Genomic DNA, 12,434 nt, shown 5'->3' with positions numbered 1-12,434 from the left:
CGTACCGGACGTAATTAGCTAAGGTTATTCAACGTTCACGCCATCGAAGCGTACAGCACCAAGTGGACTGATTTTGAAATCCACAACGTTTGGTGCAGTGAATACGGTGACTACCGAATGCGCCATAGTCGTCCAAGGAAGCTGCTCTTTGAAGATCTGCTGAGCTTGTACATAGTCATCCATACGTTCATCTTGATTGGTGACCTGACGTCCTTTCATGACTAAATTATCAAAGTCTTTATTACACCAACGTGAGTAGTTATTACCACCGACCGCGTCACAAGACAGTAATGAGCCCAACCAGTTATCCGGATCACCATTATCCCCCGTCCAACCTGCCAAGATCACATCAGGCTCGCCTTTTGCCGCGCGTTTTAGGTATTCGCCCCACTCATAAGTAACCAGTTTGGCATTGACGCCAATCTTCGCCCAATCTGCTTGGAGCATTTCAGCCATGAGTTTGGCATTAGGGTTATATGGACGTTGAACAGGCATGTACCATAAGTTGATGTTCATATTGTCCGCGCCAGCTTCTTTAATCAGCGCTTTTGCTTTTTCAACATCATAAGGTGCATCTTTTAAAGAGTCGTCATAACCCCACTGCGTAGGCGGCATTGGGTTGGTTGCCTTGAGACCTTCGCTTTGATAGACAGCATTGATGATTGCGTCTTTATTGATCGCCATATCCAGTGCTTGACGTACTTTAAGATCACTTAGCTTCGGCTTTTCAACGTTATAGCCGACATAACCGACGTTAAAACCTGGTTGATCAAGAACGGTGGCTTTACCAGATTTTTTGACCGATTCAATTTCGGCAGGTTTTGGATATGCCGATACATGACATTCACCCGCTTGAACTTTTTGCGCACGAACGGCTGAATCTTTAGTAATAACAAACACAAGGTTGTCGATGTAGATGTTATCTTTGTCCCAATAGTCTGGGTTTTTGGTATAACGGATTTGCGCGTCTTTTTGATAGGACGTAAAGACGAAAGGCCCAGTACCAACAGGTTTGTTATTGATATCAGGCTCATTACCAGAGGCCATCAACTGATCTGCATATTCAGCAGAGTTGATATAAGCAAATGGCATCGCTAGGTTTTGTAAAAATGGGGCATTGACTTCGTTAAGCGTGACTTTGACAGTATAGTCGTCGACCTTTTCGATATTTGAGATGATATCAGGTAATCCCATGCCAACTGAATAGGGAAACTCTGCAGGGTAAGCTTTGTTAAATTCAAAGTCTGGGTTGGTGAGACGTTTTAATGTAAAAATCAGATCGTCTGCGTTGAAATCGCGACTTGGTGTGAAATAATCGGTTTTACCGAACTTGACGCCTTTACGTAGATTAAAGGTGTAAGTCTTACCATCTTCGCTAATATCCCAGCTTTCAGCGAGTCCTGGCTGAATTTCAGTCCCATCTCTTTTAAACTGTACCAAACCGTTATAGATAGGATAAGCACTCGCATCAAAATCGGTGCCGGCGGTGTACTGTGCGGGATCGAAACCAGCTGGGCTGCCTTCTGAACAATAAAGTAGGGTTTTAGCGGCTTTTGCATCTGAGCTGGCAGCAGACTCGTCAGTGGTTTTATTGTCGCCACTACAAGCACTCATACCCAAGATAAGCGTGGTCAACAGCGTCAGTTTAAAGAATGATTTTTGCATTATTACGTCCCATGTAATGATAGGTAGTTGCTTATAAAGTGCTATGCCTGTTTAAAGAATTAGCAAACTTTCAACTGCTTTTGGTATATTTATTTTGAAGATATATTCTTTACAAAAAGATACATATATAAAGTTGAGAAAGATTTAATTTATATAATGTAGAACATATCGTTATAAATAAGTCGTTTGAATATACTCTCATAAATAGCGATAATGCAAGAAATCTTTGAAATAATTTAATAAAAAAGACGATTTCTATTATTTTAGAGAGCTAATACACCCAAAAAAGGTAACTTTTACGAATTTTGACAGTAAAATTCATAATAAAAAGTTATTAATATACATATATATTAATAAATTAGTTACTTTTCGGATACAAATATTTTTATTGTTGTGATGATAGACAAACGTATAAATGACAATGATTTGTAAAAATCAGTGAATTATTGAGCAGCTGCTGACTATTTGGTGCGGTAGCTATTAGATGCTGTGGTTATTAAGTGCTGCTATGATTTGTTTTTATTAAATCAGCCAGTTTTTCCCCAATATCATAGGACAAGCTAAGACTGTCATATGGGGTACATTATTTAAGATTAATGCTACCTAGTTTTGCGTCAAACGTCCTTATATCGTACAGATTTCTGAGCGTACGATAAAGCGTTTGCCTTCAGGGATTTCTAACGAAAAACTCGCACCGCGACCATTGACGACATCAATGGTCAAATCGGTATGCTGCCATAGATTGTATTGTGCGCGTCCCATATAAAATGGACAGCCAACAAGCTCACCAACCAGCACATCCTGACCGCCTACCTTAAACTCTCCTAATGGATAGCACATCGGCGAGCTACCATCACAGCAGCCACCTGACTGATGAAACATCAGCTTTCCATGCTTGGACTTTAGTAGCTCAATCAACGCCTTACACGACTCTGTTGCTGCCAGTTTCATATCGTACTCCTTCTTATGGCCCATCCATGGTTTATATAATTGCTCTCTAGTATCAGTATGCCACAGTCAAATCAAAAAGGTCGCATCATCTTCAGACACATCACAACTGGCATATGACTAAAAAGATACGACCTTCGGCTGATAATTGACAGTTGGAATAACTATGTAATAAGAAGCTTATAACACTGTCATTTTGCTATCCGTTATTGATTATAGTCGATGACGATACGACCTTCGATTTTGCCATTACGCATCCGCTCAAAAATATCATTGATGTTCTCAAGCGGCTCAGCTTTGACGGTCGCTTTGACTTTGCCAGCCGCTGCCATATCTAACGACTCTTGTAAGTCAAGACGTGTGCCAACGATAGAGCCGCGTATAGTGATACCATTGAGTACAGTATCAAAGATTGACACCGGGAAGTCGCCAGTGGGGAGCCCGTTACATACTAAAGTACCACCGCGACGTAACATGCTTAAGGCTTGATCAAAAGCTTTTGATGATACTGCAGTGACTAACACGCCATGAGCGCCACCGATTTTTTCTTGTAGCAACTCGCCTGGGTCTGTATTTTTGGCATTTACCGTCACTGTTGCCCCCAGCTTTTTGGCGAATTCAAGTTTTTCGTCATCAATATCAACAGCAGCAACATTGAGCCCCATGGCAATGGCATATTGTACAGCCATGTGACCAAGGCCGCCGATACCTGAAATAACAACCCAGTCGCCTGGCTTGGTGTCGGTCATTTTAAGTCCTTTATATACCGTGACGCCCGCACATAAAACAGGGGCAATCTCGATAGAGTCGACGCCTTCAGGGATGATACCGACATAGTCGGCATCTGCAAGGACGTATTCTGCAAAGCTACCGTTCACTGAGTAACCAGAGTTTTCTTGCTTTTTACATAAGGTTTCCCAGCCACCCAGACAATGCGTACAGTGACCACAAGCAGAATAGAGCCAGGGCACACCGACTCGGTCGCCTTCTTTGACGTGATGGACGTTGTCACCGACCGCCGTGATTACGCCAACACCTTCATGGCCTGGGATGAATGGCGGGTTTGGCTTAACAGGCCAGTCCCCCTCAACCGCATGTAAATCAGTATGACAGACGCCTGAGGCCTCCATTTTTACTAAAATCTGACCGGCACCTACGGTTGGGATGTCGACTTCTTCGATTTTTAAGTCTTGACCGAACTCATGTAATACAGCGGCTTTCATTTTGTTAGTCATGATAAGTTCTCTTTTATGGGTGATTGATAGATGTCGATATAAAAAGTTGTTGCGATGTTGCATTCAAAATATGCAAACACCTTATTTTGAACGCAAGACTGCTACAAATTTTTCCTGCTGTGCGCCTAAGCGCATTAGAGGATATAAAAATTCGTTTCAGTTTTTTTATTTAGATCGTTGTAGCGAGCGGGCTATGTAACACTTGTGATAACCCGCTCCATGATTAGAAATGATGGTTTAGAAGAAGCCCATTTTTTTAGGGCTGTACGACACCAGCATGTTTTTGGTTTGCTGATAATGGTCGAGCATCATTAAGTGGTTTTCGCGTCCAATACCGGATTGCTTATAACCGCCGAATGCAGAATGCGCAGGGTAGATGTGATAGCAGTTGGTCCATACGCGTCCAGCTTGAATACCACGTCCGAAGCGGTAAGCTTTGTGTACGCTACGTGTCCATACGCCCGCGCCTAAACCATACAAGGTGTCATTGGCAATCTGCATGGCTTCGTCATCGTCTTTAAAAGTAGTCACGGCAAGGACAGGTCCAAAGATCTCTTCTTGGAACACGCGCATATCGTTGGTGCCTTCAAAGATCGTTGGTTTGACGTAGTAACCGTCGGTCAAATCGCCATCGTGCTTAGCCTGTTCGCCGCCGACGAGCACTTTTGCGCCTTCTTTTTTACCGATATCAAGATAAGATAGGATTTTCTCTAATTGATCTGAGCTGGCTTGCGCGCCAATCATGGTGTCGGTATCTAATGGGTTACCCATCTTGATGGCTTCAACGCGGGCGATACAGCGTTTGATGAATTCATCATAGATGCTCTCATGAACGAGTGCCCGCGATGGACAGGTGCAGATTTCACCTTGGTTCAGTGCAAACATCACTAGACCTTCGACAGCTTTGTCCAAGAAGTCATCGTCCTCATCCATAACATCGGCAAAGAAGATGTTAGGGCTTTTGCCACCAAGCTCTAACGTCACTGGAATGATGTTTTCGCTCGCGTACTGCATAATGAGGCGGCCAGTGGTAGTCTCACCTGTAAAGGCAACTTTATTGATACGAGGGTTTGAGGCAAGTGGTTTACCCGCTTCGACACCAAAGCCATTGACGACGTTTAGCACGCCTTTTGGCAAGATATCAGCGATGCCGATGGTCTCTAACATGAACAGAATAGAAACTGGCGTTTGTTCGGCTGGCTTTAGAACGACACAGTTACCAGCAGCAAGGGCAGGTGCTAGCTTCCATACGGCCATTAGGATAGGAAAGTTCCAAGGAATGATTTGACCGACGACACCAAGTGGCTCATGAAAATGATAAGCCACAGTGTCTTCGTCAATCTGACTGATACCGCCTTCTTGTGCGCGAATGGCGCTGGCAAAATAACGGAAGTGATCAATGGCTAGAGGGATGTCGGCTGCGAGTGTCTCACGAACAGGTTTGCCGTTTTCGTAACATTCGGCAATCGCAATCGCTTCTAGGTTGGCTTCCATGCTGTCAGCTATTTTGAGTAACAAGTTGGCACGTTCAGTAACACTGGTTTTGCCCCATGCGTCTTTGGCAGCATGCGCCGCGTCTAGGGCTTTTTCGATATCGGCTTCTTTTGAGCGGGCGACTTGGCAAATAGTTTTACCATCGATGGGGCTTGTGTTATCAAAATACTCTCCATCGACAGGAGCGGTCCACTCACCATTAATAAAGTTATCGTATTTTTCGCGGAATTGGACCGGACTGTTTTCAGTGTTGGGATAAGCGTATAACATTAACCACTCCTTGTTGTGTATGTTGGTTATTTAAAATATGACTATTTAGAGATAGCCATTTTAGAGATAGCCATTGAAAAATAAACCCTTGGTATTCCTAACCAATTTATTATTCTATCGTACTGAACTTTTGTACAGGACGATAATGACTTTTTCTAATGATATAATTTGTATCACAAAACTTTCGGTTATACGATATAGGGCGGTTAAAGTGGTTCGCAAAGCGGATGCAGCTGTTATAATTGTGAGCATCTACTTTGGCTTGCTGTGGTCAATTAATTAACCAGAGCGGCTTTCTTTTTTATACTATTTCTTTTCATAATATTGGTTGGTTTGGGTCTATGCGTCAATCTTCTGCTCTTGATATTCTAAAAACAGGTCAAAACGTCTTTTTGACTGGCTCAGCAGGTTCAGGTAAGACGTATACCCTCAATCAATACATCGATTATCTGCGCGCTCGCCGTGTACCGGTTGCAGTCACAGCCAGTACCGGTATCGCTGCTACCCACATGAACGGCACGACGATTCATAGTTGGTCGGGTATTGGTATCAAAGATGAGCTGAGCGACCGAGATTTGACCAATTTATCTCGTAAGCAGTTTTTGGCAGACAGATTAAAAGACACGGCAGTACTGGTCATCGATGAGATATCGATGCTACATGCCAAGCAGCTCAACTTAGTCAATCAAGTACTCAAGCATGTCCGCAAAAACGACAAAGCCTTTGGCGGCATCCAAGTCGTCGTCGCAGGAGATTTTTTTCAGTTGCCACCGATTGGTAGTAAAGGCGAGAGCAATCGTGAAAAGTTCGCCTTTATGTCTGAGGCGTGGCTCGATGCCAAATTTCATATTTGCTATCTGTCAGAGCAGCATCGACAGGTTAGCGAAGCGGCAAATGGCGGTTTAGACTTAGATGATATTCTCAACCAAATCCGTCGTCAGGAAGTGACCTTTGAGGCGATTGCCGCTTTAGAGAATACTTACGATCAAAGCGTCGATATCAAGCGTACTCGCCTGTACACGCACAATCTCAATGTCAATAAGATTAATGACAAGGAGCTGGCACTGTTAGACGGTGAGATGATGCGTTTTGAAGCCACAACCACGGGCGATAGTAAGCTGGTTGAAACCTTAAAAAAGACCGTACGTACTCAAGACGAGTTGGTTCTCAAGGTGGGCGCCAAGGTCATGTTTATCAAAAACAATGCCGAGCTTGGGGTGTCCAACGGGACGATGGGTGAGCTGATTGGTTTTGCTGCGGTCAAAATAGAGGATAAGGAAAGTAGTGACGCGTTAATCGAAGACGATAGCAGCGATGACATTGATGAGGAAGCTGCTGGCGAAAAAACGGCAAAAGCTAAGAAGTCCGCTGCTAAAAAAGACAAAGAAAAGCCAAAGTCGAAGAAACCAACGACCCAGAAAATGCCTGTCGTGCGGCTTAATTCAGGACGAGAAGTCATCGCTGAGCCTGAGGAGTGGATCATCGAAGATGAGACGGGTGAGGTGCTAGCAAGTTACTTACAAGTACCGCTGTGTCTGGCATGGGCGATCACCATTCACAAGTCGCAAGGCATGACCCTCGATGCCGCTGAGATTGATTTATCGCGTACCTTTGAGTTGGGACAAGGTTATGTGGCCTTATCACGTCTCAAATCGCTGGCAGGATTGCAGCTACTGGGTATGAATGATATGAGCTTGCAACTTGATCCACTGGCACGCGGCGCAGACAAGCGGTTTTTGGTCCTGTCTGAAGAGGCTGATGCCAACTATGCGATGCTGGATGAAGAAAGTATGCAGCAGGCGCATGAGAAGTTTGTTTTAAAGTCAGGTGGTACGCTCAGTCAATCCGTGATTGACGCCTATGCCGCGCTGCAAAAAAAGCGCCGCGAACAGCAACAAGCGCAAATCGATAAAAAACAGAAATTAGGCAATCAAGTCTCTGACAAATCAGAGAGCACTTTGCTTGCAACCAGAGTGCTATTAGAAGAGAGCTTGACTATTGCGGAAATCTCGCAAGCGCGTCAACTATCGCAGTCCACCATCATGCGCCACATCGGCGAGCTAAAATCACAAGATCCAAGCCTTGCCTGCGATCATCTGCGTCCAGAGGATGAGGTCATGACAGCGGTTGGCAACGCTTATGTCGCCATCAAAGTTGCCAATAACCCAAACGATTTTAATGATGATGGCAGTATCAAACTGCGTCCGATATTCGATCATCTCAAGCAAAGCATTGACTACAACACCATTCGTTTGGCATTGATTTTTATCACGCCATAGTTTGTTATGACAAGATAGTTTGTTATGACAAGATAGATTTTACGACACTGTCGGTTTTTTGAACAAAAAATATTGAACCAACTGTTAGAGCACGTCTAAAGCGACAACGCCCATTCTTTATATCCCTTTATAGCGATATCTTTTATGCCTGATTTTTCTAGCGCCACTTATCAATTGACCTCTGACCCAATAGCGGCGACCTATCGTACCACTGGTGAGCACTCACAGCCATTGAGAGTGGCTATTAATGGTTTTGGTCGTATCGGGCGCAATGTACTGCGTGCCTTGCTAGAGCGCTTTGAAGTATTAGGACGTGCAATCCATGTCGTCGCGATTAATGACTTGGCACCAGCAGATATTTTGTTGCATTTATTAAAATTTGATAGCACGCATGGTCGCTTAAGCCGCTTGGGGGTCAGTGCTGATATTATCGAGAGCGGGGCCGATAATGAGCATAAAACTCAGCTCTGTCTCACCAAAAACACTTTGACTTATTGTATCAATATGCTTTCAGAACCCAATCCACAAAACCTACCTTGGCAGTCGCTAGGGGTCGATGTGGTACTAGAGTGCACCGGTCACTTTCGCTCGTATGAGCAAGCGATGCTGCACATCCATGCAGGCGCACAGCAGGTGATCATCGGTGCAGCGCCATTCGATAATGTGGATGCTTGTATCGTTATGGGGGTCAATACAGATGCGCTCATGCTTGATTTACCGATTATCTCCAGCGTTTCTTGTACCACGCAGGCATTGGTGCCGCTGATTGACACATTGGATAAAGCGTTCGGCGTCAAGTCCGCTATGATGACAGAGATTCATGCGGTTACCGCCGATCAGACGGTGCTCGATCAAGCGCATCGAGATCCCAGACGGGCGCGTGCTTCTGGCTACAATATTATCCCAACGACCTCGAGTAGTATTGCTGCGACGGAGCGGGTATTGCCAGCGATGGCGGGCAAAATAAATGGACATTCAATACGGGTGCCCACCATCGATGTGGCAGCGATTGATGTGACCTTTGTATTTGATACGCCAGAGGTCAGCGTTGATATTATCCGTGACGTCCTTCAATCTGCCAGTCAGACGCATTTACGTGACATCATGGCTTATACGGATGAGCCATTGGTCTCTAGTGATTTTATTCATCAAACTGAATCGCTTATCATAGATGGTCAGCAGCTCATGCAGGTAGGCGAGCAGTACAAGGTTTTTGCGTGGTACGATAATGAATGGGGTTATGCCAACAGACTGCTCGATATGTGCCTGCATCTGGCCTCAAGCAAGCGATAAACCAGTGGTTCAAAGGTATTTGCAAATTAATTGAATTTTTTTAGATTAGGGGCTTGCATTATAAAAGTATATCTATATAATGATGCACCAATGGAGACGTGGCAGAGCGGTTGAATGCACCGGTCTTGAAAACCGGCAAGGGTTCATAGCCCTTCGAGAGTTCGAATCTCTCCGTCTCCGCCAAATGCTAAAAAGCCCCAATCAGTGATGATTGGGGCTTTTTTTATGGTATATTTTATAAATACTGGACGACAGGCTCTATAAACCTCATAAAAGTGTAATTTGCGAATTTATTTTGCACTAATTTGTAGTTCATTCTGCACTAAGTTTTTATAAATTATTCTGCACTAGGTGTTCCATTCAAAAAAAATAGTGCGATGACATAAATGCCTCGCACCACTACTATATAGTTAATAACTATAGCTCATGCCTGATACTCTTTAAATAATTCTCAAAAAGCAGCAAACCCAACGGCGCTAATTTATCCTGCCAAAGTGATTTGATAGTATCGTTATTATCTATCTTTACACTAGCTTGATCAACAACCACACCCGTGTCCCACCCATCATCTAACTGGTATAAAGAGCCACCTGTCACAACTTCACCTGCATTAAAGGCATCGGCGATAGCATTTTTCCCTTTATAAGCTGGCAAGAGACTTGGATGATAGCCTACAGCACCAAGTCTAGCCTTAGCTCGAGCATCAGCATCCACAAAGCAGTAAGCATGTGCCATCAATATCACGTCGATGCCATCTGGTACTGCGTTTGTCATCAACGTTTTACTATGAGTAGTCACGGGGATAGCTAACCTATCAGCCAGTATCGCCGTTCTATCATCAATACACGGTACTGATACTAATATGACCTCAATACTATCTATATCAGTGCAACGCTTAAGCAGTTGCTCAGCTAACCATTTTTGACCGACTATCATCACTTTAATCATAGTCAGCCCCTAAATAACGAAATCCTTGTACGGCGCGAAAGTGGCCGCCGTATTTACCACCAGCAGTGAGCGCGCGGGAAGCTCTACCACCATGTAGCTGCCCGCTAATCTGCGTCCATTTCGGATTGCGTCTTAGAGCAGTCGCCAAGTTTGGATGGCTAGTGTGAAATATAGTACGCAATGGCTTGTTATAACGATTTTCAGCATTTAACCAGTGTTCACATACCTGATTAAGAAAACGCATACCGATGCCTGCACCTTGCCACTCAGGCATTACTACCAGTCGACATGCTCGTGCTTCGATGAGACCAGGGCGCGTTGAGACTGCAAGATGAGCGACTAGCTCTCCATCGACTACAGCCACATAGTTGGTAGCAGCAATCATAAGTGGCATTTTTAGATAGTGATGCGGCTCAAACAAGTGCCAAAACTGCCAGTTGGTTTGATAGATTTCGAATGTAATAGGTGGGCGTTGCCAAAGACGCCCCCGTGTAAATTCACCTTTGGAGGTGTCATACACCCAATCTGGCTGTAGCCAATCAAGCACATCATAATGGCAGGTTAAAAGTACCGCCTGCTTACCTTTTGTACGACGCCAAGACTTTGCAAAGGCATTAGCCCCGATACAAGCAATCTGACGATCAACGACACTACTAAATTCATCTATGATTAGTCGTTCAGGCTCATCGGCTAAAGCACGAGCAAGATTGGCACGGAATTGCTCACCATTACTCAGCACATGATATGGTCGTAGCCATGCGGGTACTGTACCTAGACCGACTGCTGAAAGACACGCGGTGGCATCATCAATACTGCCATCGACGGCTATCTGATCAATGATGGGTTTTGTCTTATCCCATTTGGGGCTATGGATAGGAGTACCGCGCCATAGCTTCTTACCGATACTCGTTTTACCAGTGCCTGAGCCACCGACAATGACGCCAATCTGCCAATCATTGTCTTCAATGGGTAGGTCGGCAGTGATATGGACGTTTGCGCCTTGCTCAACATTGAACAGGCTTTTAATACGAGCGGCTCGATAGCTATCGTGATCAGTACACTGATGATGGATATCAATCTTCATACGACCACCACCTTAAGGCTATAGCCTTGCGTGTTAAGTTGATCGTACACATATTTTTGATGAGATTCATCATCACAATTTACGATGACACCAAACTTAGGCTTATATTTAAAGCCATTTTTAGCAGGTGCTTTTGGGTCGACCTTTTGAGTCTTTTTGCGTGTGGCCACGAGATATTCCTTGTTTAGTTTGAGACTCGTGGTCTTCTGTTTTGCTGAAATTAGCGGCGTTCTCGACGCTCAAGAGATTAATAGTTTTACAACGGCTACATTTGATAGATAGTTTGTCAAAATTGCCGATTTTGAGTAGTTTTTTGCCACACTCTTGGCATGAAATAAACTGCATAATTTTTCCTGTGCTTAGCGTTAGAATCGCGTTAGATTCTGTGTTAAACTCCGCTCGCTGTGTACACGGCGGCGGAGCCTCGGCTTTGCGACAGGTACTGTCTGTCAAAGAGTGGTAATATAATGCTCCAACATTTTATTACCGCTCCGTTTTCTTTATTCAATCCGTTCCCAGCAATCAAGTGTCTTAGATGGTTGCATGTTATTGTGAGCCTGACCACCACCAGTATTACTTGTAACGACATTAGCTTCCATACCGCTCGTATTCTGTGTACCAGCACGTATATTGCCGTCGATATTGCCCGAATGAATATCAGCGGTATGACCATGACTTGGCATTTCTTCTACAGTCAAAATATGCTCATGCTCGCCGTACTCTTTACCATGTGTCCTAAAATCTATATGATCCTCAGGATCATCTGAAAAACCAACCGCCACACGGCCCTGTAGTGCTCGCTCCCATGTGCCATAGCCTTTATATATAGCAACCTGATCGGCAGTCTCAAAGTGCTCTGTCGTCCAAAACAGCTCCCCTACTTGTGTGTCCTCGTATGTGCGTAACTCAAGATCTTCTAAACGCCTACGATCCGCCTTAATCATTTCTTTATACTCATTAATAGCATCTTGGAGCACTTTCTTTTCGCCAAAATTCTGTACTAGCGCTTTAAGTAACTGACCGTTATCTGATTTATCAAGCGTCAACCCCAAACCCTCAATGACTCCTGCGACCTCCTCCTGAAGCGCATTAGACCATTCAGGTGTGAAATAAGTCGCGTCCTGATTGGGCAGATCGCTATTATCACTGAAGCCCGTTTTACCCTCGCCGTTGGCGTCAGCGCGGGCGGTAGCCGAATCTATACGATGCATAGTGTGT

At 44.5% G+C, this 12,434-nt stretch carries 11 protein-coding genes and 1 tRNA gene; 3 read left to right on the top strand and 9 right to left on the bottom strand.

The features are described from left to right. Window positions 1-24: 24 nt before the first annotated feature. From HL061_RS05085 to HL061_RS05070, 4 genes are all read right to left on the bottom strand, one after another. Window positions 25-1,665: an ABC transporter substrate-binding protein gene (locus HL061_RS05085; RefSeq protein ID WP_212564283.1), complete on the bottom strand. Its 1,641-nt coding sequence runs from the start codon at window positions 1,663-1,665 to the stop codon at window positions 25-27. Between the two features lie 624 nt (window positions 1,666-2,289). Continuing rightward, window positions 2,290-2,616: a DUF779 domain-containing protein gene (locus HL061_RS05080; RefSeq protein WP_058023776.1), complete on the bottom strand. Its 327-nt coding sequence runs from the start codon at window positions 2,614-2,616 to the stop codon at window positions 2,290-2,292. A gap of 203 nt (window positions 2,617-2,819) precedes the next feature. After that, the gene (gene adhP, locus HL061_RS05075) at window positions 2,820-3,848 is read right to left on the bottom strand and encodes an alcohol dehydrogenase AdhP (RefSeq protein ID WP_252962589.1); all 1,029 of its coding nucleotides are present in this window, start codon (window positions 3,846-3,848) and stop codon (window positions 2,820-2,822) included. Between the two features lie 237 nt (window positions 3,849-4,085). After that, complete coding sequence (locus HL061_RS05070; RefSeq protein ID WP_252962588.1) at window positions 4,086-5,612, bottom strand: aldehyde dehydrogenase family protein; 1,527 nt, start codon at window positions 5,610-5,612, stop codon at window positions 4,086-4,088. Between the two features lie 341 nt (window positions 5,613-5,953). Between HL061_RS05070 and HL061_RS05065 the strand changes: the two genes are divergently transcribed. The 3 genes from HL061_RS05065 to HL061_RS05055 all read left to right on the top strand — a co-directional run bounded on the left by HL061_RS05065 (window position 5,954) and on the right by HL061_RS05055 (window position 9,367). Beyond that, entirely contained in the window at window positions 5,954-7,891 is a 1,938-nt protein-coding gene (locus tag HL061_RS05065; RefSeq protein WP_252962587.1) for an AAA family ATPase, read from the top strand. A gap of 144 nt (window positions 7,892-8,035) precedes the next feature. Further along, entirely contained in the window at window positions 8,036-9,184 is a 1,149-nt protein-coding gene (locus HL061_RS05060) for a type I glyceraldehyde-3-phosphate dehydrogenase (RefSeq protein WP_071002100.1), read from the top strand. A gap of 92 nt (window positions 9,185-9,276) precedes the next feature. Then, window positions 9,277-9,367, top strand: a tRNA-Ser gene (locus HL061_RS05055). Between the two features lie 234 nt (window positions 9,368-9,601). Here HL061_RS05055 and HL061_RS05050 read toward each other — a convergent pair. The 5 genes from HL061_RS05050 to HL061_RS05035 all read right to left on the bottom strand — a co-directional run bounded on the left by HL061_RS05050 (window position 9,602) and on the right by HL061_RS05035 (window position 12,427). Further along, the gene (locus HL061_RS05050) at window positions 9,602-10,132 is read right to left on the bottom strand and encodes a formyltransferase family protein (RefSeq protein ID WP_240366037.1); all 531 of its coding nucleotides are present in this window, start codon (window positions 10,130-10,132) and stop codon (window positions 9,602-9,604) included. Next, on the bottom strand, window positions 10,125-11,216 hold the full coding sequence (locus HL061_RS05045) for a GNAT family N-acetyltransferase (protein WP_240366038.1): 1,092 nt from the start codon (window positions 11,214-11,216) through the stop codon (window positions 10,125-10,127). The genes HL061_RS05050 and HL061_RS05045 overlap by 8 nt, the downstream gene beginning before the upstream one ends. Then, complete coding sequence (locus HL061_RS05040) at window positions 11,213-11,386, bottom strand: hypothetical protein (protein WP_240366039.1); 174 nt, start codon at window positions 11,384-11,386, stop codon at window positions 11,213-11,215. Before HL061_RS05040 ends, HL061_RS05045 begins: the two co-directional genes overlap by 4 nt. Next, window positions 11,337-11,561 (bottom strand): Com family DNA-binding transcriptional regulator, encoded by a 225-nt coding sequence (locus HL061_RS14030; RefSeq protein ID WP_083328859.1) that lies wholly within the window; start codon window positions 11,559-11,561, stop codon window positions 11,337-11,339. The genes HL061_RS05040 and HL061_RS14030 overlap by 50 nt, the downstream gene beginning before the upstream one ends. 155 nt (window positions 11,562-11,716) lie before the next feature. Beyond that, window positions 11,717-12,427 carry a hypothetical protein gene (locus tag HL061_RS05035; protein ID WP_252962586.1) on the bottom strand — a complete coding sequence of 237 codons (711 nt, stop codon included), beginning with the start codon at window positions 12,425-12,427 and terminating at the stop codon, window positions 11,717-11,719. Window positions 12,428-12,434 lie beyond the last annotated feature (7 nt).

Source organism: Psychrobacter sp. PSP, assembly GCF_024085615.1.
In the GTDB taxonomy this organism is placed as follows: Bacteria; Pseudomonadota; Gammaproteobacteria; order Pseudomonadales; family Moraxellaceae; genus Psychrobacter; species Psychrobacter pacificensis.
Note: the sequence above shows the minus strand (reverse complement) of the source record. Positions and strands in the feature narration are given on the sequence as shown.

Bases quoted from the DNA above. Each gene is read 5' to 3' on its own strand.
- HL061_RS05085 (WP_212564283.1), bottom strand. From the start codon at position 1,665: ATGCAAAAATCATTCTTTAAACTGACGCTGTTGACCACGCTTATCTTG.
- HL061_RS05080 (WP_058023776.1), bottom strand. From the start codon at position 2,616: ATGAAACTGGCAGCAACAGAGTCGTGTAAGGCGTTGATTGAGCTACTA.
- adhP (WP_252962589.1), bottom strand. From the start codon at position 3,848: ATGACTAACAAAATGAAAGCCGCTGTATTACATGAGTTCGGTCAAGAC.
- HL061_RS05070 (WP_252962588.1), bottom strand. From the start codon at position 5,612: ATGTTATACGCTTATCCCAACACTGAAAACAGTCCGGTCCAATTCCGC.
- HL061_RS05065 (WP_252962587.1), top strand. From the start codon at position 5,954: ATGCGTCAATCTTCTGCTCTTGATATTCTAAAAACAGGTCAAAACGTC.
- HL061_RS05060 (WP_071002100.1), top strand. From the start codon at position 8,036: ATGCCTGATTTTTCTAGCGCCACTTATCAATTGACCTCTGACCCAATA.
- HL061_RS05050 (WP_240366037.1), bottom strand. From the start codon at position 10,132: ATGATTAAAGTGATGATAGTCGGTCAAAAATGGTTAGCTGAGCAACTG.
- HL061_RS05045 (WP_240366038.1), bottom strand. From the start codon at position 11,216: ATGAAGATTGATATCCATCATCAGTGTACTGATCACGATAGCTATCGA.
- HL061_RS14030 (WP_083328859.1), bottom strand. From the start codon at position 11,561: ATGCAGTTTATTTCATGCCAAGAGTGTGGCAAAAAACTACTCAAAATC.
- HL061_RS05035 (WP_252962586.1), bottom strand. From the start codon at position 12,427: ATGCATCGTATAGATTCGGCTACCGCCCGCGCTGACGCCAACGGCGAG.